The 26,086-nt window shown below is 74.5% G+C and carries 21 protein-coding genes; 10 read left to right on the forward strand and 11 right to left on the reverse strand.

Annotation, left to right across the window (positions count from 1 at the left end; all coding sequences use genetic code 11):
• On the forward strand, positions 1 to 2,455 hold a 2,455-nt coding region (locus ABWI04_RS32540; protein WP_353834820.1), incomplete at its 5' end, for a cation-translocating P-type ATPase.
• Here the strand turns inward: ABWI04_RS32540 and ABWI04_RS32545 are convergent.
• Complete coding sequence (locus ABWI04_RS32545) at positions 2,387 to 3,544, reverse strand: ROK family transcriptional regulator (protein WP_345173691.1); 1,158 nt, start codon at positions 3,542 to 3,544, stop codon at positions 2,387 to 2,389. The two genes, ABWI04_RS32540 and ABWI04_RS32545, sit on opposite strands and share 69 nt — an antisense overlap.
• Positions 3,545 to 3,727: 183 nt before the next feature.
• Here ABWI04_RS32545 and ABWI04_RS32550 point away from each other — a divergent pair, with 183 nt between their 5' ends.
• Positions 3,728 to 6,976 carry a glycoside hydrolase family 97 N-terminal domain-containing protein gene (locus ABWI04_RS32550; RefSeq protein WP_353834821.1) on the forward strand — a complete coding sequence of 1,083 codons (3,249 nt, stop codon included), beginning with the start codon at positions 3,728 to 3,730 and terminating at the stop codon, positions 6,974 to 6,976.
• Positions 6,977 to 7,066: 90 nt separating this feature from the next.
• Here the strand turns inward: ABWI04_RS32550 and ABWI04_RS32555 are convergent, their stop codons facing one another.
• The 3 genes from ABWI04_RS32555 to ABWI04_RS32565 form a co-directional block, all read right to left on the reverse strand.
• Positions 7,067 to 7,456 carry a YkvA family protein gene (locus ABWI04_RS32555; protein WP_353834822.1) on the reverse strand — a complete coding sequence of 130 codons (390 nt, stop codon included), beginning with the start codon at positions 7,454 to 7,456 and terminating at the stop codon, positions 7,067 to 7,069.
• Positions 7,457 to 7,546: 90 nt separating this feature from the next.
• The gene (locus ABWI04_RS32560) at positions 7,547 to 8,059 is read right to left on the reverse strand and encodes a hypothetical protein (protein ID WP_353834823.1); all 513 of its coding nucleotides are present in this window, start codon (positions 8,057 to 8,059) and stop codon (positions 7,547 to 7,549) included.
• Positions 8,060 to 8,222: 163 nt separating this feature from the next.
• On the reverse strand, positions 8,223 to 8,579 hold the full coding sequence (locus tag ABWI04_RS32565; RefSeq protein WP_345173699.1) for a TraR/DksA family transcriptional regulator: 357 nt from the start codon (positions 8,577 to 8,579) through the stop codon (positions 8,223 to 8,225).
• 437 nt (positions 8,580 to 9,016) lie between these two features.
• Between ABWI04_RS32565 and ABWI04_RS32570 the strand changes: the two genes are divergently transcribed.
• The 7 genes from ABWI04_RS32570 to ABWI04_RS32600 are packed head-to-tail and all read left to right on the forward strand — an operon-like array spanning position 9,017 to position 18,289.
• Entirely contained in the window at positions 9,017 to 10,123 is a 1,107-nt protein-coding gene (locus ABWI04_RS32570) for a hypothetical protein (RefSeq protein WP_353834824.1), read from the forward strand.
• 2 nt (positions 10,124 to 10,125) lie between these two features.
• Positions 10,126 to 11,481 carry a hypothetical protein gene (locus ABWI04_RS32575; protein WP_353834825.1) on the forward strand — a complete coding sequence of 452 codons (1,356 nt, stop codon included), beginning with the start codon at positions 10,126 to 10,128 and terminating at the stop codon, positions 11,479 to 11,481.
• Positions 11,478 to 14,186 carry a hypothetical protein gene (locus ABWI04_RS32580; RefSeq protein WP_353834826.1) on the forward strand — a complete coding sequence of 903 codons (2,709 nt, stop codon included), beginning with the start codon at positions 11,478 to 11,480 and terminating at the stop codon, positions 14,184 to 14,186. The genes ABWI04_RS32575 and ABWI04_RS32580 overlap by 4 nt, the downstream gene beginning before the upstream one ends.
• Positions 14,186 to 15,322, forward strand: a complete 1,137-nt coding sequence (locus ABWI04_RS32585) for a hypothetical protein (RefSeq protein ID WP_345173707.1) — start codon at positions 14,186 to 14,188, stop codon at positions 15,320 to 15,322. Before ABWI04_RS32580 ends, ABWI04_RS32585 begins: the two co-directional genes overlap by 1 nt.
• Complete coding sequence (locus ABWI04_RS32590; protein WP_353834827.1) at positions 15,319 to 15,903, forward strand: hypothetical protein; 585 nt, start codon at positions 15,319 to 15,321, stop codon at positions 15,901 to 15,903. The genes ABWI04_RS32585 and ABWI04_RS32590 overlap by 4 nt, the downstream gene beginning before the upstream one ends.
• Positions 15,904 to 15,924: 21 nt before the next feature.
• Entirely contained in the window at positions 15,925 to 17,163 is a 1,239-nt protein-coding gene (locus tag ABWI04_RS32595) for a hypothetical protein (RefSeq protein ID WP_353834828.1), read from the forward strand.
• Between the two features lies 1 nt (position 17,164).
• Positions 17,165 to 18,289, forward strand: a complete 1,125-nt coding sequence (locus ABWI04_RS32600; protein ID WP_345173712.1) for a TRAFAC clade GTPase domain-containing protein — start codon at positions 17,165 to 17,167, stop codon at positions 18,287 to 18,289.
• A 26-nt stretch (positions 18,290 to 18,315) separates the two neighbouring features.
• On the opposite strand, the gene ABWI04_RS32605 is transcribed toward ABWI04_RS32600, so the two are convergent.
• Complete coding sequence (locus tag ABWI04_RS32605; RefSeq protein WP_345173713.1) at positions 18,316 to 19,881, reverse strand: serine/threonine-protein kinase; 1,566 nt, start codon at positions 19,879 to 19,881, stop codon at positions 18,316 to 18,318.
• A gap of 252 nt (positions 19,882 to 20,133) precedes the next feature.
• Here ABWI04_RS32605 and ABWI04_RS32610 point away from each other — a divergent pair, with 252 nt between their 5' ends.
• Entirely contained in the window at positions 20,134 to 20,562 is a 429-nt protein-coding gene (locus ABWI04_RS32610) for a DUF6210 family protein (RefSeq protein ID WP_353834829.1), read from the forward strand.
• A 79-nt stretch (positions 20,563 to 20,641) separates the two neighbouring features.
• Here ABWI04_RS32610 and ABWI04_RS32615 read toward each other — a convergent pair whose 3' ends face one another.
• From ABWI04_RS32615 to ABWI04_RS32640, 6 genes are all read right to left on the reverse strand, one after another.
• Positions 20,642 to 21,076, reverse strand: a complete 435-nt coding sequence (locus ABWI04_RS32615) for a hypothetical protein (protein WP_345173717.1) — start codon at positions 21,074 to 21,076, stop codon at positions 20,642 to 20,644.
• Between the two features lie 116 nt (positions 21,077 to 21,192).
• Positions 21,193 to 22,533, reverse strand: coding sequence for an FAD-dependent oxidoreductase (locus ABWI04_RS32620; protein WP_353834830.1), 1,341 nt, complete (start codon positions 22,531 to 22,533; stop codon positions 21,193 to 21,195).
• Positions 22,530 to 23,333, reverse strand: a complete 804-nt coding sequence (locus tag ABWI04_RS32625) for an aspartate/glutamate racemase family protein (RefSeq protein ID WP_353834831.1) — start codon at positions 23,331 to 23,333, stop codon at positions 22,530 to 22,532. Before ABWI04_RS32625 ends, ABWI04_RS32620 begins: the two co-directional genes overlap by 4 nt.
• 2 nt (positions 23,334 to 23,335) lie before the next feature.
• Positions 23,336 to 24,793 (reverse strand): FAD-dependent oxidoreductase, encoded by a 1,458-nt coding sequence (locus tag ABWI04_RS32630; RefSeq protein WP_345173724.1) that lies wholly within the window; start codon positions 24,791 to 24,793, stop codon positions 23,336 to 23,338.
• A 13-nt stretch (positions 24,794 to 24,806) separates the two neighbouring features.
• Positions 24,807 to 25,391, reverse strand: a complete 585-nt coding sequence (locus tag ABWI04_RS32635; protein ID WP_345173726.1) for a cysteine hydrolase family protein — start codon at positions 25,389 to 25,391, stop codon at positions 24,807 to 24,809.
• A 25-nt stretch (positions 25,392 to 25,416) separates the two neighbouring features.
• A partial coding sequence (locus ABWI04_RS32640) for an SDR family NAD(P)-dependent oxidoreductase (protein ID WP_353834832.1) occupies positions 25,417 to 26,086 on the reverse strand: 670 nt, incomplete at its 5' end.

Below are 26,086 nucleotides of genomic sequence, written 5' to 3' on the forward strand. Positions count from 1 at the left end.
CCGGGCGCTGCCGCGGGCCGTCGTCCAGGAGCTGGCCAACCCGCTGACGGCGGTGCTGGCCGCGGGCGCGGCCGGCGCGGCGGCGGTCGGCTCGCCGGTCGACGCCGCACTCGTCGCCGCGACGATCGGCCTGTCGGGCCTGGTCGGCGGCCGGAAGCGGGTCTCCGCGGACGAGATCATCGCGAGGATCTCGGCCAGGTCCGGCGAGCCGGTCGGCGTCCTGCGGGACGGCGAGGAGACGCGGGTGCCGGCGAAGCGGCTCGTCCGCGGCGACGTCCTGGTGCTCGCCGCCGGGGACGCGGTCCCGGCCGACTGCCGGATCGTCACCGCGAACGGGCTGGAGGCCGACGAGTCCTCGCTCACCGGCGAGTCCCTTCCGGTGGCCAAGGACACGGCGCCGACTCTGGCCCGGCACGTCGCCGAGCGCGGCTGCATGCTCTACGAGGGCACCACGATCGCCGCAGGAGACTGCACCGCCGTGGTGGTCGCGCTCGGCGACGCCACCGAGAGCGGGCGGGCCATGGCCGCCGCGCTGGCCGCGGGCCCCCCGTCCAGCGGCGTGGAGGCCCGCCTCAAGCAGATCACCGAGGCCACGACGCCGATGGCAGTCGGAGCGGCCGTCGGCGTCGTCACCTCGGGCCTGCTGCGCGGCGGCCCGCTGCGCCGCGCGCTGTCCGAAGGCGTCAACCTGGCCGTCGCGTCCGTCCCGGAAGGGCTTCCGCTGCTGGTCAGCGCCGCCCAGGTGGCCGCGATCCGGCGGCTCGCCGAACGGGGGATCTTCGTCCGCGACCCGCGGACCATCGAGACGCTCGGACGGGTCGACGTGCTGTGCTTCGACAAGACCGGCACCCTGACCGAAGGCCGAATCACGCTCGCCCGCATCGCCGACCACCGCCACGACGGGGAGGCCGCCCAGCCGGACGACTCTCTCCGCGGCGTCCTGGCCGCCGCCCTGCGCGCCACACCCGTCCCCGGCAACGGACGGCACAGCCACGTCACCGACGCCGCCGTGGACGAGGGAGCCGCGCGGGCGGGCGTGGACCGCGACTTCGGCGGTCCGTGGAAGCACATCCACAGCCTGCCGTTCGAGCCGTCGCGTGCCTTCCACGCGACTCTCGGAACCTCCGGCGGCGAGCGCACCGTGTTCGTCAAGGGAGCCCCGGAGGTCGTGCTCCCGCTCTGCGCCCGCACCCCGGACGGCGAACTGGACCGCCGCACCCGGCGGCGCCTGCGCAAGCACGTCGAGCGGCTCGCGTCCGGCGGCCACCGCGTCCTCGCCGTCGCCGAGCGCCGCATGCCGGACGACGGCGAGACGGTCGGCGAGAGCGAGCTGGCCGGCATGACCTTCCTCGGGCTGCTCGGGCTCGCCGACACGGTCCGCGCCACCGCCGCGCCCGCGGTCGCCGACCTCCGCGCCGCCGGCGTCCAGATCATCATGCTCACCGGCGACCATCCGGCGACCGCCGCGGCGATCGCCGACCAGGTCGCCGGCGGGGGCGTCGAGCACCGCGTCATCACCGCGGACGAGATCGACCGGCTCGACGACCACGCCCTGTCGGAGGCCCTGGTCGGCGTGGACGTCGTGGCCCGGTGCACCCCCGTCCACAAGGTCCGCGTCGTGCGCGCCCTGCGCGGACGCGGCCGCATCGTCGCCATGACGGGCGACGGCGCCAACGACGCCGCCGGCATCCGCCTCGCCGACGTGGGCATCGCGCTCGGTCAGCGCGGCACGGCCGCGGCGCAGGCGTCGGCGGACATGATCGTCGCCGACGACCGGCTGGAGACGATCGTCTCCGCGCTCGTGGAGGGGCGCGCCATGTGGGCGTCGGTCCGCGAGGCCCTCGCCATCCTGGTCGGCGGCAACCTCGGCGAGATCGCCTTCACCCTGCTCGGCTCGCTGACGACCGGCCGCGCTCCGCTGTCGGCCCGCCAGATGCTGCTGATGAACATGCTCACCGACCTGGCCCCCGCCCTGGCCATCGCCGTCCGCGTCCCCACCCGGGACGCCACCACGGCCCTGCTGGCGGAGGGCCCGGAGACCTCGCTCGGCTCCGCCCTGACCCGCGACATCGCCCACCGCGCGGTGGTGACCACGCTCGGCGCCCTGGCCGCCTGGGTGGCCGGGCGCCTCACCGGCCCGGCCGTCCGCGCTCGCACCATCGGCCTGGTCGCGCTCATCGGCACCCAGCTCGCCCAGACGCTCAAGGCGGGCCACGACGACCGCGCCGTCCTGCTCAGCACGCTCGGTTCGGCGGCCCTCCTGGCCGTCATCGTCCAGACGCCCGGTGTCAGCACCTTCTTCGGCTGCGTCCCCCTCGATCCGCTCGGCTGGGCCACCGCCGCGGCGGCGATCGCCGCGGCGATTGCCGCGGGGCGTCTCCTGCCGTCAGGGGACGGACTCCGCGGCGGCGAGGGTCAGGGCGCCGACCAGGGCCGCGCGGGCGCCGAGGGATGAGGACCGGACCTGGACCCGGTCGCTGATCGCGGGCTGGGCGAAGCGGCGCAGGGACTCGCGGATCCCCTCCAGGAGGGCGTCGCCTCCCGTGGCGAGCTCCCCGCCGATGACGAGCATCGCGGGGTCCAGGGCGTTGCACAGGTCGGACAGGACGCGCCCGAGCCGGCGCCCCGCGTCGGCGACGATCCGGGCCACCACCGGGTTGCCGACCAGGGCGTCCAGGGAGAGGTCGTCGGGCCGTTCGGGCAGCGGGAGACCCGCCGCGATGAGCTGCCGCCACACCTCGCCGATCGACACCACCGACTCCAGGCAGCCGCGCTGCCCGCACCGGCACTGCGCCCCGCCCTCCTGGATCAGCGTGTGCCCGATCTCCCCGGACGCCCCGTACGCCCCGGTGTACCGGCGGCCCGCGAGGATCAGCCCGGCCCCGATGCCGTGGGACGCCTTGACGTAGATCAGGTCGGACACGTTCCGCGCGGCCCCGTGCGTGTGCTCGGCCAGCGCGGCCAGCTCCGCGTCGTTCGCGATCAGCACCTCGCCGCCGAGCCGGGCGGTGAGCTCCTCCCGAGGCCGGACGCCGGCCCAGCCCGCGAGGATCGTGGCCGACTGGATCCGGCCGGTCGCCTGGTTGATCGGCCCCGGGATCCCCGCCACCGTCCGCAGCACCGACCCGGCCGCGACCCCCGACCGGTCGAGCAGGCCGGCGACCAGGGCCCCCGCCCGGTCGAGCGCGTTGCCCGCCGAACCGTCCACGTCGACGGGCGCCCGGTCCTCGGCGACGATTTCCTGCGACGTGGAGGCGAGGGCCGCGGAGACGTGGGTGTGCCCGAAGTCGATGCCGACGAGATGGCCCGGAGGGCGATGCGGCGACAGCGGGGAGGACGGCCTGCCGCGCCCCATGCGCTCGGCTGCCGGATGCTCCTCCACCAGCCCCTCGGCCAGCAGCCCCCGGACGATCCCGGCGACGGTGCTCGGCGCGAGCCCGGTGCGGCGGCTCAGCTCCTGGCGGGTCGCGGGGAAGGACTCGTTCAGCGCGTCGAGGATCGCGCGCCTGCTGCGCTCGATCCTCGGGTTCGGTGGGTTGGGCACCGGACGAGGATAGCGAATTAGAGCGCTGAATATTCTAATTAACGCGCATTAAGAGTGTTGACCATAGAGTTTCGCCCAACTTACGATCACCGGACCGTTTGTGGAGCGTTCCCATCGCCTCCACCACCCCCCAGGGAGACGCAAATGGACCGTGCAGGCGCGAAGAGGCGAAGAAGACGGGGGGTGTCGCTCGTCATGGCGGCCCTCCTCCTCCCCGGAGGGATCGCGGTGGCCCCGGCCCGGGCCGGCGAGCCCTCCCCCTCGGGCGGACTCGCCGAGGCCGCCGGGGAGGACGCCCAGGTCGTCCGGTCCCCCGACGGGGATCTGCGGGTGGCGATCGCCGCCGACGACGGGCGGCTCACCTACAGCGTGAAGGAGCGCGGCAAGGTCCTGGTCGGCGCGTCCGGGCTCGGCATGGATCTCGCGGGACGGCCCAGCCTCACGCGGGACATGTCCATCCGGTCGGTCGAACGGCGCACGATCGACGAGACGTGGAAGCCCGTCTGGGGGACGTCCAGCAAGGTCAGGAACCACGCGAACGAGCTGACCGTCCACGCGGTGCAGGCCGGGACCGGCTTCGAGCTCGACCTGGTGTTCCGGGTCTTCGACGACGGGGTCGGATTCCGCTACCACTTCCCGGGACAGCCCGGCCTCGACGCCTACACCGTCACCGCGGAGCGGACGGAGTTCGCCTTCGAGCCCGGCGCGAGGAGCTGGTCGATCGCCGCGGGCACCAACTGGACCGCCGACGAGAAGCACTACCGCGACCTGCCCCTGTCCATCGTCCCCACCGCGCAGACGCCCATCACCGCCTCGCCCGCCGCCGACTCCTACGTGGTGGTGCACGAGGCCGACCTGACCGACTACCCCAGCATGACCCTGAAGGCGGTGCCGGGACGGCCCGGCGCGTTCTCCAGCGACCTGATCAGCCTCCCCGACGGCACGAAGGCCAGGCTGAACGGCGAGTTCTCCACGCCCTGGCGCACCCTGACCGTGGGCGAGCGGCCCGGCGACCTCGGCGAGTCCCACCTGATCGAGAACCTCAACGACCCCTGCGCGGTCTGCGGCGACACGTCCTGGATCAAGCCCGCGACGTACGTCGGCGTCTGGTGGGAGCTGCAGCGGCGGGCCACCACCTGGAACGCCGGGCCGAACCACGGCGCGACCACCGCGCGGGTCAAGCAGTACATCGACCTGGCCAAGCAGGCGGGCGCCGGGTTCGTGCTGGCCGAGGGCTGGAACACCGGCTCCGGCGGCTCGTGGTCGGGCCAGGACTTCCTGACCCCGCAGCCCGACCTCGACCTCCCCGAGGTGCTGCGGTACGCCAAGGCCAACGGCGTCGGGTTCATCGCGCACAACGAGACCCGGGGCGACGTCGACTACTACGACCGGAACCTGGAGAAGATCTTCTCCAGGTACGAGGCCCTCGGCATCCACTCGATCAAGACCGGCTACGCCACGAAGTACCTGCTCGGCGGCGTCAACCGCAGCCACTACGACCAGGAGGCCGTCCGGCACTACCAGCGGGTGGTGGACGCGGCGGCCCGGCACCGCATCACCGTCGACGCCCACGAGGCGATCAAGCCCACCGGCCTCGCGCGCACCTACCCGAACATGATGACGGGCGAGGGCGTCGCGGGCATGGAGCAGCACAATTACATGGGCGCGGCCGGCAACCCGCCCGCCCAGGCCACGATCCTGCCGTTCACCCGCTTCATGGGAGGGCCCGCCGACTACACGCCCGGCGTCCTCAACGTCACCTGGGACCCGGCCCGCCTCGGGACCCGCGTCCAGACCACCTCGGCCGCGCAGCTCGCCCTGTATCCGACGTTCTTCAGCCCAATGCAGATGCTCGCGGACACCCCGGAGAACTACGCCGCCCACCCCGGGTTCGCCTTCCTGAAGGACATGCCGGCCACGTGGGACGAGACCCGCGTCCTGGACAGCGCGATCGGGGACTACACCACGACGGCCCGGCGGAGCGGCCGGACCTGGTATCTCGGAGCGATCACCGACGAGAACGACCGGACCCTCCAGGTGCCGCTGTCGTTCCTGCCGGCCGGCACGTTCGTCGCGGAGACGTACGCCGACGCGCAGGAGACCACCTGGAAGGGCGACCCGCTGCCCGTCGAGATCCGCAGGACGCTGGTCAGGTCCTCCACCCGGCTGTCGATGTCGCTCGTCGGCGGCGGCGGCCAGGCGGTCAGGCTCAGGCCCGCCACCGCCGGCGACCTCCGCGACCTCTCCCCGTACGCCGCGCCCCGCGCGGACTACGGCTCCGTGGAAGCCTCCCTGGACCAGGGCACTCAGCGGCTCACCGTGAAGGCCCCGCTCACCAACGAGGGCAGCACCGTGGCCGAGTTCCAGGCCCGGGTCTTCCTCGACGGCCGCGCCGCCGGCGAGGCCCAGCGCGTCCGGGTGGCGGGCGGCGGAACCCGGACCGTCGAGTGGACGCTGCCCGCCTCCGAGGTGCCCGACGGGGACTTCGGGGTCGCGGTGGGAACGTCCGGCCCCGATTCCGGCAGGCCGGTCCGCGTGGAGCAGCCGGGCTCGCTGCTCGGACTCGTCCAGGACCTGCGGCGGTCCGGCAAGATGACGCCGTCGGCGGCGGCCGACCTCCAGCCCGCGATCGTCAAGGGTGAGGCCCTGCTCCGCCGCGGCGACGCGACCGGCCGTCTCCTGGCGCTGCAGGGCGTGCGGCTCGCCCTCTACGGGTTCTCCCTCGACGACGTGAGCGCGGAGGCCCGCACCGCGATCGACGGCCGCCTCACGGCCCGGCTCGGCGCACCGGAGGGGCTCCTCTTCCTCGCGCGCAAGGTGCGGGTGGCGACCGACGAGGGGGCCGTCGACCCGGCCCTGTCCGGCAGGCTCGCCGCCGAGGTCAGGACCGCGGTGAACGCCGTGGCCGCACGCGACACGGCGGGGATGAAGGAGGCCCTCGACCGGTTCGACGCCCTGGTGGAGGCCGCGCAGATCACTCCGGACGTCGCGGCCGGCCTGCTCGCCACGAGCCGGGCGCTCGCCGCCGAACCGCGCACGATCGAGGCGGAGTCCGCGCAGCTCGTGAGCGGCGCGTGCCGGCGCACCGACCACACCGGCTACACCGGCACCGGCTTCGTGGCCTGCCTGAAGACCAAGGACAGCGGCGTGCGGTTCCACGCCCCGGTCACCGCCGAGGGCCTCTACACGGTCCGCCTCCGCTACGCCAACGGCATGGGCTCGACGCGGACCATGACGCTCGCCGGCGGGACGCGGTCCGTCCAGCTCCAGCTCCCCGACCTGGGGTCCTGGGACGCGTGGTCGGAGCACCGGGCCGGCCTCCACCTCGCCCCGTCCGCGCCGCTGACCTTCGTCTACGGACCGAACGACAACGGCAACGTCAACCTCGACTCGGTCACCATCGAACCCGAGCTGGGGGTCGTCCAGCGATAACCGGCGTCCCCCCACACCCGGCGGCGCGGGCCGGCGGTGCCCGAAGAGTCCCAGCCGAGACTCCGGACGGCACCGCCGGCCCGCGCCGCGTCAGGGGACGCGGCGGCGCGTGCGGGATCGTCGCGTGTACTCCTGGCCGAGGGCGAAGAGCAGCCAGGTGAGGGCGGTGGCGTCGTCGACGATTCCGAACGGCAGGAAGACGTCCGGGATCAGGTCGACCGGCGAGACGATGTAGACCACCGCGATCACCATCGCGACGATCTTGCCGGTCGAGGTCCGGTAGTAGGCCTGCGCGGCCGCGCCGGGCGACCCGACACGGCGCCGGACGCGCAGCCGCAGGATGCCCGCGACCAGCAGGACCGCGCCGACGGCCATGACGGCGGCCCCCGCCACGGTGAGGTCGACACCGCCGAGCTCACCGTCCGCGGTGAGAGCCGGGACGGCGCCCGCGACGACGAGAAGAAGCCCGAGCCAGACCATGCGCACCTCCGGGGGGACGTGTCCTCCGGTATTGCCGTCTCAGACGCGTTCACTCGGAGGTCGGCGGAACGGTGCGCGCCCCGGGGCCGATCAGTTGAAGCAGTCCTGGTTCTTCAGGCTCAACGCCATCATGGTGACGTGCCCGCGCTCCGCCTCGAACTGGTACAGCGCCCGGTGGTTGCGGGGCGCGGTGACGTCCCAGAAGCCGTGGACGTCGCGACGGACGCCCGGATAGGCGCGCCTGAGCTCGGGGAGCGTGGAGCCGACGTGGACGCCGCGCGGAGTGCGGGCGCCGCGGGGCGGCTGGATCATCGCGACCCCGTACTTCTTGGAGACGTAGACCGACAGGTCGTCGCGGCCTGTGGGGTGGCCCTTCAGGTCGAAGCCGTCGCACCACCGTCCGGTGGACTTGCGGACCAGCATCCCGGTGCGAATCGCGGCCCGCTCGGAACTGCCGATCACCAGAGCACCGTAACCCTGGGAAGTGAGCTGGACGGGTTCGGCGGCGAGCTTGGTCACCGTCCCGGCCATGGCTGGGGCGATGGTGAAGGCGAGGCTGAGGGCGGCGGTCGTGCCGGCGAGGGCCATGGTGGAGAGGCGCATGAGCTTTTCCTGTTCCCGAGTGTTTCCTGGGACGTCGCGGTCGCCTCTCTCCTTCCCGCACGGTGCTCACTTCAATACGGAGCGTGACCAAACCTGCTGTGCCGGAAGGTCAGTGCTGCGTAGCCGCCGGGCCAGTCGACGGAGGAGGAGACGCGCAGGACGTTCAGGCGCAGGAGATGCACAGTGCCGCGGCGGGCCGGGCCGCGAGCCGTCCGGCGCCGATCGGGCGGCCGCAGGACGTGCAGACGCCGTAGGTTCCCGCCGCGAGCCGGTCCAGAGCGCGGTCGAGGTCGTCGAGACGGCCCCGCGCCGCCGCGAGCAGCGCCTCCACGTGGGCTCGCTCGAACCCGAGGGTCGCGCCCTCGGGATCGTGCTCGTCGTCCACGGCCGACAGCCGGGCCGACTCCACGATGCCCTCGCGGTCGCGGTCGAGCGCGCGGACGGCGGCCAGCGTGCGCTCGCGCTCGGCCTCCAGCACCTCGCGCGTCCGCGCCGCTTCCGCATCCGTCCTGTCGCTCATCACTAGGAGAACCCCCCGGCCAGAGTCCACATTCCCCGTCAAGCCGGCGCGGCTACCGAGTCGCCGGTGAGCGGCATTTTCTTAGCACGTTGTCCATTGCGTTTTGCACACTCCCAGAAACCCGTCCATGTCCGGTCGCGTCGTCAGGGGCGGCGGGACGGGGGCGGAGGCCGAGCGGCCTCGTGCACAGCGCCGGACGGCCCGGCGGCGCCGTGGCGGCGGGGCCGTGCCCGCCTCACCCCTGCCGACCTCGGCCGAAAAAAGGCGGCAACCTTCCCCCAACTCCGTGCGTCACACCTAGCGGATCCTTAGCACCACTTATTCGTCACACCGTGAATATGACCCGAGGGGGCGCTATCTACACGGAACAGGCTGGAGCGCCAGCGGAAGAGACATTCACCCTCCAAAAGTCATCTTTCGGGCAATCCGGTCGGGTCATGGTCACTTTCGTGCAGGGCGGGCTGCGGCACGAGGACGCGCTCCTCAGCCACCGCTACGGCCGCGCCGACGACCGCGACGTCCTGCTCAAGACGGCCCTCACGCCCACCGGCGCGAAGTTGCTGCGCCGCGAGGCCGAGGTCTACGACCGGATCGGCGGGCGGCAGGCGTCCGCCGGGCGGATGATCGGCTTCCGGGCGGCGCAGAGCCCCGTGTGCCTGATGGTCACCCGCCGCGGCGTGCCCGTCTCCCGGTGCGACCCGGCGCCCCGGCTCGACGACGTGCAGCTCGGCCGGGCGGCGCGCGACCTGTTCGGCGCGCTCGCGTTCCTCGCCGACCTCGGCTTCGCGCACCGGGCCGTCTCGGCGGACACGGTGTTCTGGGACGGCCGGCGCGTCGAGCTGCACGGCTTCGGGCACGTGGAACCGCTCGGCCCGCCCGAGGCGCTCGCCGGATCCGCGCTCGGCACGCCGACGGGGCTGCCGACCGGCGACGTCCCGGACGTCCAGGCCGCCGCCCACCTGCTGCTGCGGCTCGCCATCGGCTCGCCCGGCGGCGGCACGCCCGCGGCCCTCGTCGCCGAGCTCGCCGAGGTCGACGCCGACCTCGCGCAGGCGCTCGAACCGGCCTTCCACGCCACCGGCGGCCATGCCGTCTCCCCCGGCGAGATCAGGGACCGGCTGTGGCGGAGCCGCCCGAAACCGCCGCCGCCCGGGCACGTCCCGGAGGACCGGCGCGATCCGGCGGCTCCGCCCCGGCGCCCGTCCCCTGGCCAGGCGCCCCCTCACGCGACTCCGCAGGCGTCCCCCCAGGCGGTGCTGCCCGAGACCAGGCCGCGTTCGGCCGTCCGCGACCTGCGGCACGCCGCGGAGGAGAGCGGGCGGGCCGAGTTCCGCGAGCTGCGCCGCCGGCAGCGCGAGTTCCGCCGGAGCCGCCGGACCGCGGCCGAGCCGCCGCGGGCGCGGGTGCAGGCGAGCCCCGTCGCGCCGTCCGGGACGGCCCCGGACGGGACGCCCCCCGGCGGCGCGGGCGTCCTGCTGCTCCTCCTCGTCCTCGGGGTCCTCGCCGTGGCCCTGATCGTCACTGCCGTCCTGCTCGTGAGGTGACCGTGAGCGACCCCGAACCCCCCAGGCCCAAGCTTCCGCCGAAGCTCGACGGCCCGGCCTACCCGCTGCCCGCCGCGAACCCGGATCTGGACCTGGACCCGGTCACGGCCCCGGGCCTGGACGCCCGGCCGAGCGGCGCCGCGCCCGGCGACGCGCCCGCCGGCGCCGCGGCGGCCGGCGGCACCGCGGCCGACGACACCCCCTACGACACGCCCGAGGCGGGGACGAGCCGGGACACCGGCGCGGAGTCCCCGCACCGGCCTCGGGTGCCCGGCCCGCCGGACGGCCCCGACCGCACCATGGTGTGCCCGTACTGCCTGAGCGAGTTCGACTGGAACAGCGCGCCGCTCGTCGACCGCACCGTGGACGGCGAGGAGATCGCGCTGACCCGGGAGTCCGGCGAGAGCGACGTCCGCTGGCGCACCCGGACGATGCACGCCTGGCGGGTCTGCGAGGCCACCGGCAAGGACCACTTCGTGCCCGCGTCGCTCGGCGGCATGACCGTCCTGATCGTCGGGATGGTCGGCACGTCCGGGTCGGGCAAGTCGCACCTGCTCGCGGCGATGACCGAGGAGCTCGACCAGTCCGCGCTGAAGATCTCGCACCGGCTGGACGTGCTGCCGCTCGACCCGCGGCTGCAGCGGGAGCTGTTCGCCAGGAACCGCTTCGACCTGCTGCGCGACCGCAGGCCCCTGCCGGTCACCCGCCGGGCGCTGAGCCCGGAGTTCACCTGCGCCTACCGCATCACCAGCGGGCACACCGGCCGGCAGTACGCGCTGCTGATCTTCGATGTGCCGGGCGAGATCTTCAGCCAGGGCCACACCCGCGACGACACCCCGTTCATGAGCATCGCGGACGGGCTGATCTTCGTGGCGGACGGCACGGAGCTGGACGTCCGGCACGGACGGCACACCGGCGACCCGGGGTTCACCGCGGTGCTCAGCCACATCGACCACGTCCGCGCCGGGCGGGGCGGGGAGTTCCTGCCGCTGCCCGCCGCGCTGGTGATCGCCAAGTCGGACACGCTGCGCGCGTTCAAGGAGGTCGACCGGTGGCTCGACCGCCGGGACGACCTCGAACTCGGCACGGTCGAGGAGGAGTCCGAGGACGCCTACGCGCTGCTGCGCTCGCGCGGCGCGGGGTCGTGGCTCGTCCCGGTCCAGAAGTGCGAGGACGCGACCCTGCACTTCGCGTCGGCGACCGGCGTCGGCGTCGACATGGAGAGCGGCGAGTACCCCGAGCAGTCGTTCCGGCGGCAGCGGGTGCTGCGGCCGCTGCTGTCGCTGCTGGCGATGAAGGGCGTGCTGCCGCGCGAGGTGCTCGGCGTGCCCGCGGACCGGGAGGGCGTGGCGTCATGACGACCGGTCCCCTTCCCCCGTCAGGCCGCGTCGACCAGATCGTCTTCGCCTGGTCGGACCGGCTGCTGGCCGGCGGCCGCGGTCTCGGGCCGGTCGCGACGTCGCTCGGCACCGACGGGCTGCGCGTCTGGAACGAGCGGCTGGCCGGCGGCGACGTCGCCGTCGGGCAGTGGCTGTCCGGCGCGGCCGAGTGCGCGGCGCTCGGCGCGCTGCGGGTCGGACGGCAGGGCGAGCACGGCGCCGCGCTGCGGCTGGTGCCGGCCCGCGACCCGAACGGCCGTCCCTCCCAGCTCGTGCACGCGCTCGTCGGCCCGGCGTCGGTGGTGGACGCGGCGCTGGTGCTCGGCCTGCACCGCTGGCCGGACTGGAGCACGCCGGAGCGCCTCGGCGCGACGCCCCCGGACCTGGAGGCGCTCGACGCGACCGCGCTGTGGGCGCACGCCCGGGCCGGGCTGGACGAGCCGTCGGCGCGCCGCGACGCGCTGGCCGGCCTGCTCGCCGGGGTGCTCTCCGCGCCGTGCGACTCGTACCTGGCCGAGATCTCCCCCGACGACGTCGGCCTGGTCGCCGGGCTCGTGCGCCGGCTCGACGGGATCGCCGGGACGGCTCCGCTGACGATGCTGCTGGGCGCCCAGGTCACCCGTCCCGAGCTGCGGCCCCGGCTGCTGGCCGTCGGCCTGCCGGACGCCAGGAACGGGCGGACGCCGCTGACGACCAAGGGCCGCGCCGACCCCGGCATCGCGCGGGTGGCCGGGCTTCTCGCCGACCTGCCGCCGACGTCGCTGACCCGGCCGCGCGCTCCGCTGACGTCCACCGCGGCCCTCGCGGACTGGGTGGAGGCGGAGCACCAGCGGGCCACCGGCGTCCTCGACCTCGTCGACCGGGCGATCGCGGGCACGCTGGACGAGCCCGCGCGCCGCTACCTCAACGGCCCGGACGGGCAGGAGCGGCTGCGCGCCGACCTGCGCAACGCCGGCATGGCGCAGCTCACCGACCGGCTGCTGCGCTGGACGGAGGCGAAGCCGACCGGGCTGTCCGAGGCCGCCCGGACGCTGCGGCAGATCGCCGCCGAACGGTACCTGGCCGACGCCGGCGAGGACCACGACACCGCCGAACGGCTGCTCCAGGCCGCCCGCCGGATGGGCCTCACCGCGGCGGAGGCGAGGCGCGTCCTCGCGAACTGGTACGCCGGACTGCCGAAGGCCACCTCGGCGGACCAGTACAGCGCCGTGTACTTCGCGATCGGCGCGGGCCTCGACCCCGCGTCCGACGACACCTTCGCGCGGCTCCTCTCCGGCATGAAGGCGGTCACCCTGCTGGACTGGAGCAGGGTGCTGGCGCCGAGCGACCACGTCAAGGCCGCTCCGCACTTCATGCGCGCCGCGTACCGGCAGTGGAGCCGCGGCGACCGGCGCGGCGACGAGGACGTCCGCGCGCTGATGCGCGAGACCGAGATGTTCCACGAGACGATCCACGCCATCGTCTCGGGCTGCGGCCTGCGCACGGAGGACGAGGTCGAGCTGTACCGGACCGTCCTGCACCTGGCGTACGGCGACCCCGTCACGGACCTGGCCCCGGTGCTCGGCGCGCTTCCCGCCGACGCGGAGGCGACGGAGTTCCGGCCGTGGGCGGCGCTCGCCGACGTGCTCGGAGGCGACCGCGCCCACGTCTTCCAGCTGACCGCGCAGGCACGCCGCCGGAAGGCCCCGCCGCCGGTGCTCGAGGAGATGCTGGGCGTCCTGTCCGGCACCGACCTGATCCAGGGGCTGGCCGAGCAGCCCGGGCAGCCGGGCCTCCTCGAACCCGTGTGCCAGGTGGTGGCCAAGCGCAGCCCCACGCCCGCCGAGAAGCGCGCGGCCTGCGACGCGGCGCTGGCCAGGCGGTTCCTCGCCGACCTGGTGGAGAAGGCGTGGCCCGACGAGCCCGACCTGCGGTTCAAGGCGTACACCCTCCTGCTCCGGGCCGTCTACAAGGCCGGTGACCGCTCGAAGGGCGGCGGGCTCACGCCCGCGGAGGTGGACGAGCTGGTGCGGGCCGGCGGCACGGCGCCGTTCCTGCTGACCGTGGTCGCCCACGCGGCGCAGGACGCGGTCGTGCCCGCCCTGCTGCACGCGGCCCGCGGGCAGGCGGCCGACCTCGGCCTCTCGTCCGACATCACCGCGTACACGCTGCGGGGGCCGCACCGGGCCGCCGAGACGCGGACCGCGAGGAGGACGTCCGCCCCGCCGGCGCCCGCCGGCGGGCCGCAGGCGGGGCACGCGCAGCACCCGCACCCGACGCGGCCGGTCGGGGACGGCCCGGCCCGCACCGCGCCCCCGCTCCCCGAGCCGCCGATCCCGCCGCAGCACTTCTCGTTCGACCCGCCGCCCGCGCCCCCGGACCATTTCGCGTCCGGCCCGGAGCAGGAGGCGCCGTACGACGACCGGCACCCGATCGTCGCCTGGATAGCCGACCGCACCGTCCAGGAGTGGGCGATCGCGGTGGCCGGCCTCGGGATCGTCGTCCTGCTCTGCCTCCTGCTGTTCGGCGGCTCGGACGAGACCCCGCCGCCGCGGCCGGCCGCCCCGACCGTGACCGTCACCGTCGCGCCGTCCGCCGCCCCGACGGCCGCCCGGACGACCGGCCCCGAGAAGCCGTCCGGCGAGGGCGGGACGCCGTCCGGCGACGGCCGGTCCCCGCAACCGACGACAGAAAAGACCCCCTGATGGCGCCTGGAGCGACGATCAGCCCCACCGAACCCCTCACCTCCGACGACATCCTGAGCGGCATCAGCGCGCGGTTCCACCGGTACGCCGACCGGGCGCTGCGGGACTCCCCCGGGGAGGCCGCCAGCGGCCCGGCCCTGCTGAAGCGCCTCGCCGACGACCTCGACCCGGCGGGCGGGCCGCCGCCGACCGGCGTCGACCTCGTCGCCGCCTACCCGGCGGACGCGCTGCTGCCCGACCCGGCGCCGCGCCGGTGGCTGGAGACCACGCTGTTCTGGGGCCGGTTCTTCCAGAACGTGCTCGTCTTCGCGCCGATCGTCGTCACCTGGTGGAAGCTGCACGACGCCCTGAACGCCTACGGGCGGGCCCACAGCGAGGGCTCGTTCCTGCTCGGCTGGCAGGCCGGCTCGTTCGACCCCGACCACATCCGGCGCGGCGTCCAGGACTTCGCGCCGCTGTCGGAGACCGCGTGGTGGGTCGTCCTCACCGTCCTCGTCGTCATCGCGTTCACCGCCCTCGTGACCACCTGCGAGAACCTCCTCGACCGTCCGCGCTACGAGGCCGAGCGCGTGCAGATCGCGCAGGACGTCGCGCTCGCCTCGCACCTGCTGTCCGGCTCCCGGGACGGCCAGGTCACCTACCGGGACCTGCAGTCCCTGGTGCAGCGGATGGAGACCAGCGTGGGCGGGCTCATCGGCCGCCTCGCGGGCACCGCCGAGGACGTCCGCGCGGCGCTGGAGGGCAGCACGGGCAAGCGGATCGAGGACGCCGTCCAGACCTGGATCGACAAGGCCGAGTCGCTGGAACGGGCGATCGCGGCCATGCAGGCCCCCGCCGAGACGCTGGAGCGCTTCCGGAAGCTGCAGGACGACATCGCGGCCGGGCAGCGCGAGCTGCGCGCCGAACTGGCCGCCATGGTGACGCAGGTGGAGCGGGCGACGCTCGCCACCACCGACCACGCCGAGGCCGCGCAGCACTACCAGGACGCCGGCAACGCGGTGCTCGCCGACGCGGTCGCCCGCCTCTCCGCCGGCACCGACCGGCTGTCGAAGGCGCTCGAACAGCTGGAGTACCTCGTCGACGACACCCGCGAGTTCGTCGCCTACGTGCGGCACGACGGCGGTGCGCACCGGTGACGGGGCCCGCGCGGGGGCGCGCGTCCCGGCGGGGACGGCGGACCTCCCGGTTCGGCGCGGTGCACCTCGCCGGCTGGCTGTTCGCCGACCTGATGCTCGTGCTGTTCCTCGTCGCCATGGCGGTGCAGCCCCGGGCGGAGCTCACCACCGGCCTGCCGGAGCAGAAGAAGCCGCGGCCGTCCGGGCCGCGCGTCCTCGGCCAGGACTTCTGCGACTTCCTGATCCCGGTGCAGGCCGAAGGGCTCCTGTCCGGCTCCGGCGGGGCCCGCGCCGACCTGCTGAAGAAGGTCGACGAGGCGCTGCGCGGCGAGCACCCGTCCTGGCTGTACGGCGACGAGATGCGGCGCGAGGACGCCCGCCGCGCCTGCCTCCGGCAGCTCGAACAGAAGCTCCAGGTCGGCTTCTTCCTGGCCTACGGGGCGCGGAACGACACCGGCAGCGGAGTCGCCCTCGGCAAGAACGCCGCCAAGGCCGTCAGGTCCGGCAACCCCCGGTTCCGCGAGGCGATCTACCGGGCCGCGTGGACGGGCGGGGAGGGCGACGGCTCCGTCCAGCTCGTCGTCTTCTTCTACCAGAACTGATCGACACAGGGACGTGACGGGGTGACCACCGAAATCGCACTGCTCGAAACGCCGTCCGGCGGGGGGCGCGCGGAGTTCGCGCTGACCCTCGACCAGGGGAGCCGCGTCGGCGCCCGCTACAAGAGCCACTACGGCACGGTCCGGCCCGCCGGCGGCGCCGAGGTCGAGTGCGTCTACAAGGTCGCCACCGGCGCCATGGGGAAGCGCGTGCTCAGCAACGAGGTGGCCGTCTGGGGCGGCCTCCGCATGGAGGACGTGCGCGCCGACCAGTTCGGGACGCTGCTCGGCTTCGACGTCGACTCCCCCGACGCCCCGGCCCGGCTGGTGCAGACGCGGCGCGGCCGTCCGCTCGCCGGGACGTCTCCCCTTCCCTCCGAGCGGCTGCGGCGGCCGGCCCACGACCTGTTCACCGCGCTCCGGGTGCTCGCGGACAACGCCTACGCGCTGGGCGAGCTGTCCCCCGGGATGCTCCTGTGGGACGGCAGGGGGCTGCAGATCGCCGACCTGGGCAACGCGGTCGGCCAGCCGGACGACCTGCGGGCGGCGCGGGACGTGCGCGCGGCTGCCGGGCTGCTGTTCTGGCTCGCGTCGGGCGAGGAGTCGTCGTTCGGGCCGGACGGCGCGGGGCCCGCCGACGAGGGCGAGCTGCGCTGGCTGATCCGGCACCACCCCGACCTCGGCATGGTGCTCCGGCCCGTCTTCGACGAGGAGGTCCCGACGGCCGCGGAGGTGCTGGCCCGCATGGAGGGATGGCCGCCCTCCGGCGACACGACGGAGCGGGACGTGCCCGCCGGGCACGACTCCCCCACCGAGCAGGACGCCCCCGAGGACGACGACACGCGGACCGTGGAGATCCACCCCGGCGCCCGTCCCGCGCGGCCCGGGCAGACGAGGCGCACCGCGCAGGCCGGGCCGCCGGAGCGGGCCGAACCGAAGCCGCCGCCTCCGCCGGCGCCCCCGGCGACGGACGCCGGCGCGCGCGCCATCGAGAACTACCGGAGGGAGAAGCAGTGGCTGGGCCAGCGGAGGAACGGCGCGCCCGCGCACCCGTCCAGCGGGTCGGCGCCGTCCTTCCATCGGGCACCTGGCACGGGACCGGGAACCGGACGGCCGGGCGCGCCTCCGGAGGTCGGCGTCCCCTCGCTGCCCCGCGACTTCCCGTTCCGCGTCGGCGACGACGGCAGGCGCAGACCGCACCCCCTGCTGGTGTGGCCCGTGGTGTTCGTCCTGGTCGTCCTAATTCTCCTGGTGGTGTTGTGACATGATCGCCCCGCCCTGGCAGCCCGGCCCCGCCGCGTACCCCGGCCCGGAGCCGCGCGCCCGCACGCTCTGCCCGTACTGCCTGAACCACATCGACTGGTCCGACTACGGCGAGGTCCCGCTCGTCAAGAACACCCCGGACGGGCCGGAGGTGCTGACGCGGGCGCCGGACGAGCCGGAGGTCCGCTGGCGGCACCGGACGCTCGGCGCGATGCGGCAGTGCCACGGCGACGGCGACCCGCACTCCCTCCCGGCCGACTACGGCGACCTGGACCCGCTCATCATCGGGCTGGTCGGCGCCAGCGCGGCCGGCAAGACCCACCTGCTCACCGCGATGATCGCCCAGCTCGAACGGCGCAAGGCCATGCTCGCGCCGGAGCTGCGCATCGAGCCGCTCGACGGGCACCTGCGGCAGCGGTTCTACGAGGAGCGGATCCGGCCGTTCCTGGAGCAGCGCCGCGTCCTGCCCGCCACCCGCCGCACCGCGCGGGCCGAGTTCGTGTACGCGCTGCGCGTGTCCAGCGAGTACACCGGGCGCACCCACGCGGTCGGGTTCTTCGACGTCCCCGGCGAGCACTACCACCGGTACGAGTACGAGGACACCCCGTTCCTCAGCCTCGCCGACGCGATCCTCTACGTCGCGGACGGCCAGCAGCTCCGCACCGGCGACGACTGGAACCCGTGGGTGCCCGACCCCGGCTTCACTCACGCGATCACCCAGCTCCTGCACACCCGGCAGTCCCGCGACGGCCTGCTGCCGCCCGGCGCCATCGTCGTCGCCAAGTCCGACATGCTGGCCGGAGTCGACGGCACCGTCGCGCACTGGCTCGCGCGGGACGACGAGACGGTGCTCGGCGACCTGCGCACCGTCGAGGACGAGAACGAGGCCGCCTACGCGTTCCTGGACCGGCACGGCGCCGAACTGTGGCTGGCGCCGTTCCACTCCGGCTCGCCCACCACGCTCCACTTCGCGTCGGCGTCGGGCGTGCCGCCGATCCCGGAGGAGGGCGTGTTCCCCCACCGCAACTTCCGCCCGACCCGGGTGCTACGCCCACTGCTGTCGCTTTTCAGCGCCACCGGGCTGGTCCCCCGGATCGACACCGAGGAGCCAGGCCAGTACCTGTGAGCCGCCCCGGCGCCCGCCGGGGGCGGTCAGCGCCGGTGCGGGCCGGGCCCGCTCGCGGCGCGCCAGGCGTGTGGCGCCAGGAGCTGCGCCACCACGAGGTCGGCGCGTCCCTCCACGGTGGCGGGGTCGGCCGCCTCCGCGAGCCGCAGCCGGTCCGGCCACCACGGGACCTCGCGCGGCACGGCCGCGGCGAGAGCGCGAACCCGCTCCGCGGCGTCGGCGAGCAGCGTGAGCTCCGCCGCCCACGCCCACAGCATCGGCCACTCCCGCTCGGACGGCAGCTCCGCCGGCGGCCGGCCGGGACGGCCGCGCACCACCCGGCCGCGCAGCCAGCTCAGCTTCCCCTCCGCCCGCGCGACGATCTCCGGGACGTCCGCGTGCACCCGGTCCAGGACGGCGCAGCGCCCCCGGCAGCCGGGATGCCCGCAGCGGTGCCGGGCCGCGTCGGCCAGCACGCCGCCGTCCACGACCTCCCGCAGCAGCTCCCGGTCGGCGGGCCCGCCCCGGGCGAGTCCGAGCAGCCCCGGCGCATCGATCGGACGGCCCTCGTAGCGCGGCGTCACGTCCGGGATGACCTGCGCGGTCAGCCTGATCAGCGCCCGCCGTGCCCGGTCGCCGCCCAGCCCGCGCAGGTACCGCACGTCGGCGGGGTCGGCGCCCTGCCGGACGAGCCAGTCGGCCAGCCGCCCGCCGTTGCCGGCCAGCCAGGCGGCGCCGTCCCGCCAGTTCCGCTCCAGGTCGTCGGCGAGGCCGCGGACGTCCCGGTAGGTGCGGCCGTTGAACCGCGGCGGCCGGTGCTCGTCCGCGACCCACGCCACCACGTGCTCGTACGTCCAGCGCCGCGCCGGGTCGACGACGAGCAGCCCGTCGATGAGCCGCCGCCACTCCGGGTCGGTCACGGCGTCCAGCGCGGGCCGCCGCCCGGCGCGCAGCAGCTCCCGCACCCGCGCGGACGGCGTCCCCTCGTAGGGCGTCCGCCCGAGGAGGAGCTGGTAGGCGATGATCCCGAGCGCCCACCAGGCGGCCGGAGCGCCGCGGCGGCCCCGCGCGGTCTCGGGCGCGGCGTAGGCCCAGGTGGTCAGCAGCCCGCCCGGATCCCGCCCATGGACCCTGACGTTGCGGGCTATTCCCCCGAAGTCACCGATCAGCAGTTCGTAGGGATTCCGGGACCGCACCAGGATGTTGGCCGGTTTCACGTCCGTGTGCGTCAACCCCATCGCGCCCAGCCAGAAGTTGAGGCATTCGGCGAGTTCGGCGACGATCGCCCTCAGTTCCGCGTCGCCGAGCGGAAGGGCGTCGCCGATCAGCGCCTCCAGCGAACCGTGCGCGCAGTACTCCTGCGCCATCCAGCCGACCTCGGCGCCCTCCACGACGAGATTCCCGTAATCGTGGATCCGGGGGACGTGCCTGGTGGCCTCCAGCCGCCCCAGCACAACGAGCTGGTCGGTCTCCAGCCGGGAGTCCCGGTGCACTTTGACGACGACCAGGTCGGCGCCCCCGCACCCGCCGTGGAGCGGCTCCGCCAGATGGACGACCGACTCGGCGCCGACCGCCTCGATCCGGATCGGCCGGAATCTCTCCCGCAATGCCACCGGAAAGTCACCGGCATCCCCGGTAACGCCGCCCAGCCCCAAAGAACGACCCTCTCCCCGTCCGCCCCGTCCCCCGATCCTATGACGGCGGACCGCCCCGAAATGGGTCGTCCGACACCGTTCCCAGCAAATCGCCACAACGGCCGTGCGGCAGCGGGCGGGCGACCTCGTCCTTCCAGCGCGGGGTCGACGCGACGGCCGTCTCGCGGCACGCCGTTGACCACATGATCGACGGCGCGGAAGATGGCCGCCATGGACGCTCCGCGCTTCGTCTGCCTCGACCCTGACGGCACCATCGGCGGCGGCTGGCTGTACGTGGTGGTGGAGGCCGGGACCGGAGTGGTCTACCAGCAGCAGTACGGCGGCAACGTGAACCGGCAGGGGCAGGTGGAGGGCTTCCTGGTGCCGCTGGCGAGCCGTGACGGACTGAGCGCACTGCGCACGCTGTTCGAGAAGGACTTCCGCGGTGCCGGCACCTGGAACCACGCCTGGCCAGCCGATGCGCGAGGCAGGCTGGAGGAGATCATCGAGGCCGTCCGCTACTGGGCCTGCGACGGCAACACCGAGCAGCCGCACGGCCTGAGGTTGGACGAGAGCCGGATGCGCGAGGTCGACGAGGCGTGGGTCCCGGTCATCACCCCGGACGGCCCCGGGGTGCTGGTGTGGCCCAACTCGGACTGAACACCCGGTGACGGGGTTGCCGACTGTACTGACCTGTGGTGGTGAGATTCAGGCAACCCCCTTGGGCTGTGAATTCACGCTAGACGCAGTAAGAGACCATCGTGATCGGGCCTTGGGCCGCCCAGTCAGGAATGATCCAGTCGTGGAAGGACTTTCCTTCCACGAAGGCGCACTGGCTGTAGTTCATGCCGTCGGCATACCGTAGAGAGCGATTTCCCCCGTACAGGGAGCAGTTGTAGCCGACCCCGTGCCAGAAGCCCTCATCGTCTCGGTACACGCGGACCGTCCTGATGCAGGGATCCGCTGCTCCAGCCGTTGCGGCGGTCACGCGGGCGGGTGTGCGGCTGGGCGGGCCGGCGGCGGTCGTCGCGCCTGCCGGGACGGCCGCCAGGACCAGCACGGCCCCGGCCAGGGCCGCCGGAGCGGTGTACCGGCGGCTTCCTGCACCGCGGGCGGGGGAACTGGTGACGAGCTCGGAGCGTGCGGTGAGGTCACGGTTGGCTCTGCGCATCATGGTCTCCGTCGTGATTCGGGTTCGATCCAGACGCTGCCACGCTCCCCCAGGGCGCTATCGCCCCGGTCACTTCCTGGTCACCCCGCATCGTCTTTGGCCGCTCCGGGGTGGCTCGTTCACTGCACCTGTGCCCGTGTGGTCCTGTCGGCGAGGTGGTTCCCGATGATCCAGCCCATGCCGAAGGCGGAGAGCAGCCCGTTCCCGGACAGGTAGCCGTCGGAGTGGGGGCCCGCCAGGCCGCAGGCGGTGCCGCCGCCCGCGTACAGGCCGGGGATCGGCGCGCCCGCCTCGTCCAGGACGCGCCCGGACGGGTCGATGACCAGCCCGCCCTGGGTGGCGAGCAGGCCGTGGGTCACCCAGGCGAGATGGTACGGAGCGGTGAGCCGTCGCCGGCCGGGCAGCGGGGCCAGGGCGCGATCGGCCTGGTCGGTCGTCAGGTGCAGGGAGGCGGCGAGTTCGCCGAGGGTGGCACGGTCCAGGACGGCGCCGGCGGCGAGGCACTCGCGCATCATCTCCGACTCGCGGGTGGCGGCCATCGCGGCGGCGTCCCAGATCATCGCGGCTCGTTCGCCGGGCTGCCGCCGCAGGACGCCCGCCATGGACGAGTAGCCCTTGGACTCCTCGTCGACGAAGCGCTCGCCGTCGAGGTTGACCAGGACGGCGCCGTTGAACGGCAGGGCAGGCGACACGCGGGTGCCGTGGTCGACGACGACGAGCCCGGACCGCAGGCCGGCGCCCATGTTCCGCAGCCGGGCGCCCAGCCGCATGGCCCACGGCAGGGCGTCGCCGGTGGAGGTGGAGACACCTCCGTAGAAGGGCGTGCCGAGGTGCGGCAGATGCTGCTCGACCAGGGCCTCGTCGGCCGCGAAGCCGTCGGCGGCGAGGACGACGGCACCGGCCCGGACGCGTTGCAGGGCGCCGTTCTGGGCGACGACGACGCCGGTGACCTCGCCGTCCCGCGAGACGAGGTCGACGGCGCGGGCCTCGTCGACGAAGGCGGCGTTGTCGCGGGCCGCGAGCAGGGCGCGCAGGTGCCGCATGAGCCGGGCGCCGCCGAGGCGCCCGGTGTCGGTGTGCAGGCGCGGGGCGGTCATCCCGGCGCGGGGCATGTCGGTGCCGATCTCGATCGGGTAGCCCGTGTCGGCGAGCCACTCCACGATCCGCGGGGCGGCGGCGCACAGGGCCTCGACCACCGGGCGCCACTCCTCGTCCCCGCTGGCGCGCAGGATGTCCTCGGCGTGCCGTCGCGGCGAGTCGTCGATGCCCGCGGCCGCCTGGAAGCGGGTGCCTCCCGCGGCGAGGGAACCGGACGAGATGGCGGCGTTGCACCCCTCGCGGGCGGACCTCTCGAAGACGGCGACGACGAGGCCGGGGTCGCCGGCGGCGCGCAGGGCGGTCATCACGCCGCAGGCCCCGCCGCCGACGACGGCGACGTCCACCTCGATGTCCCAGGTCACGCGAGGGTCCCGTCCGTGCCGTAGAAGCGGCGCGCGGCGTCGATCAGCGGGCGCGGCGGGCGCGCGCCGTAGAAGCCGGTCCGCGCCGGGGCCAGTCCGGTGGCGCGGTACTGCGCGGCGCGCAGCTCCGCGACGCGGACGCAGGTGCCGAGGGAGTCGAGGACCGGGACCTCGTCCACGCGGGACAGGCCCTGGTCGGCGAGGAACACGTTCAGCGGCCCCTCCCCCGGGACGATGACGTTCGCGCCGGCCTCGATCGCCTCGCGCGCGGCGCGGACGAACGCGTCCAGCAGCGGCTCCGGGTCGGCGTACGCCGCCATCACGTCGGTGAACTCCGCCTCGACCTGCACGATCGGGCCGACGAGCCCGTCCAGCCGGTAGTTGCGCAGGTTGCGCCGGAGCTGCGGTTCCAGGGCGGCGATGAAGTTGACGATCCCGACGCGGTCCCCGAGCGCCGCCGCCATCAGCACCGACGTCTGACCGAAGGCGACCACGGGGATGTCGACGACCGTGCGGACCTCCTCGTACGCGGTGTCCGGGATGGTCGCGATCAGGAAGGCGTCGTAACCCTCGTCCTGGGCGCGCAGCGCCGCGTGCACGAACTGCTCCCTGTGCAGGCCGGCGAGGTAGGCGTAGCCGATGTGCGTCCCGGGATAGTCGGACGGGTAGGTGCCGGGCCTCATGCCGTGGAGGTCGATCGCGGTGCCGGGCGCCGCCTGCGACCGCAGGTGGCGTGCCAGCGCGTCGCGGTAGTGCGGGACGTCGTCGAGGACGGTGAAGGACTGGTGCCAGATCCGCATGTTCACACCACCGCCGCGGCGCGGGCGGCGTTCGCCCCGGCGATCCGGCCGAACGTCGCGCCGCGGAGCACCGACGTCGAGCCGGTGTAGTTCGAGTAGTACAGCCCGGTCAGCTCGCCCGCCGCGTAGAGGCCGTCCATGGGGCGGCCGTCGCGGTCGACGACCTCGGCGGCGGAGGTGGTCTTGAGGCCGCCGAAGCTGAAGACGTTCGCCGCCATGATCGGGTAGGCGGCGAACGGCCCCTCGGCGACGGGCCGGCTCCAGTTCGACTTCGGGACGTCCAGCCCCGCCGTCGCGAGGCCGTCGGGCCGGGCGTGGTCGAAGCCGTCGGAGGGAGGGCAGGCCGCGTTGTAGGCGTCGATGGTCGCCTCGACGGCCGCGGCGGGCAGGTTCAGCCGCCGCGCGAGGTCACCGACGGTGTCGGCCGTCACCGGCGGGACATCGGTGCGGACGCCCGCCATCAGGTTCGGCACCGCGAGGCCCCGCTGGTCGAGGACGACCCAGGCGACGCCGCCGGTCTGGGCCTGGACGGCGCGGGTCGTCCGCTCGTACCAGGCGTCGACGGTGCCGCGGGCCTCGTCGACGAACCGCCGCCCCTCCTTGTTGATCAGGACGCCGTAGGGGAAGCAGAAGATCGCGGCCTCCGGCTCGCCGCTGCGCGGGTCGACCGGCTCGGCGTGGAACAGGGCGAAGTTCCCGGCGGTGGCGGCGCCGAGCGCGAGCGCCATTTCCAGGCCTTCTCCCTTGTTGTAGTTGCCGCCCTTGGCGACGGGCCGGCAGGTCAGCGCCCGGTCGCCGTGGTAGCGGGCCATCAGCTCGAAGTTGCCCTGGTAGCCGCCGCTGGCGAGGACGACCGCGCCCTCGAACGCGGCGGGGCCGTCCGGGGTGTGCGCGACCACGCCGCCGACGCCGCGGCCGGAGGGGACGAGGCGGCGGGCCGTGGTCGCGAAGTGGAACTCCACGCCGAGCCCGCGCGCGGCCTCCCCCATCGTCTCGACGATGGCCAGGCCGCCGCCGACCGGCGCCATCCGGGTGGTCGACCGGGTGAGGAACGGGGTCGGCACGAAGTCGAACCGGACGCCGTGGCGGGTCATCCAGCGCAGGGTCGGCGGCGCGTTCTCGGCCAGCGCGGCGACGTAGTCCGGGTCGACGGTGTGGGTGGCGCGGTACAGGGCGCCCTGCCGCCGCGGCGGGAGGGCCGCGTCGTTGACGATGGACGGGTCGGGGTGCCCCATGAAGTCGTCGACGAGGGCGTCCTCGAAGCCGTCCGCGACCTCGTCGATCGACTTCATGCGCAGGAAGGCCTCGGTGTAGCGGGTGTTCCCGCCGGTCTCGGCCTCCGGGGAGCGTTCCAGGAGCGCGACGCGGGCGCCGTTCTCGGCCGCCGAGACGGCGGCCGACAGGCCCGCGACCCCGCCCCCGACCACCACGACGTCGTAGCGGTGCGTCTGTTCGGTCATGACGGCGTTCCTCTCAGAAGGCGAGCTCGGCGGAGCCGATCACTGACCCGAACAGCGGCAGCATGTTCGTCACGGAGAACTCGTGGAAGTCCGGGCGGAAGGAGGCGCACATGTCCTCGACCACGGTGACCTGGAGGCCGGAGTCGGAGGCGTGCCGGGCCGCCGACTCGACGACCAGGTTGGTCGCGACGCCGCCGAGCACGACCTCGGTGACGCCCTCGGCGGCGAGGACGTCCCGCAGCGGGGTCCCGACGAACGGGTCGACGCAGCCCTTGTCGACGACGGGCTCCCCCGCGACCGGCGCCAGCGCCTCGACGATCCGCGCCTCCGGGGAGTCGGCGAGCATCGCGCGCTGCTCCTCGTAGGGGGCGAAGCGGGGCAGCCGGTTGGTGCGGAGGCGGTAGGACGGGTCGAAGGCGAGCCGGACGTGGACGACGAGCGTTCCGGCGGCGCGGGCGGCGTCCAGGACGCGCCCGGCCGTCGCGAGGACGCCGCGTTCGGCGATCTGCGCGGCGAGCGGCGGCATGCGCAGGTGCGGGCCCTCCTCGCAGAGCGCGACCTGGTAGTCGAGCATGAGCAGGGCCTTGGTGCTGGTCATTCGGAGTCTCCTCGGAGGGGTCGGGCTACCAGGCGGACCAGCCGCCGTCGACGTACACGACCTGGCCGGTCATGTACGAGGCGGCGGGTCCGGCGAGCAGCAGGAGGGGGCCGGCGAAGTCGGTGGCCGGGTCGCCGAGCCGGCCGAGCATGGTGCGCTCGCCGAACCACCTGAGCCGGTCGGGGTCCGCGCCGAGCGCGGCCGTCATCTGGGTGGGGTAGAAGACGCCGGGCGCCAGGCAGTTGACGTTGACGCCGTGCGGGCCGAGCTCGGCGGCCAGCGCCCGGGTCACGTTCACGACGCCGGCCTTGGACGAGTAGTACGCCGACTCGGGGACGGGACCGACGCGTTCGGCGTAGACGGTGGTGAGGTTGACGATGCGGCCGCCCGAGCCCTGCCGGGTCAGCGCCTTCCCGGCCTCGCGGCCGACCAGCCAGGTGCCGGTGAGGTTGACCCGCACGACCCGCTCGAACTCCTCGACCGAGGTCTCGTCGTAGGGCTTGCGGAGCATGACGCCCGCGGCGTTCACCACGACGTCGAGCCGCCCGTGCTCGGCGATGACGTTGCCCAGAAGCGCGGCGACGGACGCCTCGTCGGTCACGTCGACCTCGTGCGCGCTGGCGCCGCGGCCCTGCGCGGCGGCCGGGTCGCGGGCCGTGGCGGCGAGGTCGGCGGCGCGCGACGGAAGTTCGTAG

It is taken from the genome of Actinomadura sp. NPDC000929 (assembly GCF_040492065.1).
Taxonomy (GTDB): domain Bacteria; phylum Actinomycetota; class Actinomycetes; order Streptosporangiales; family Streptosporangiaceae; genus Spirillospora; species Spirillospora verrucosospora.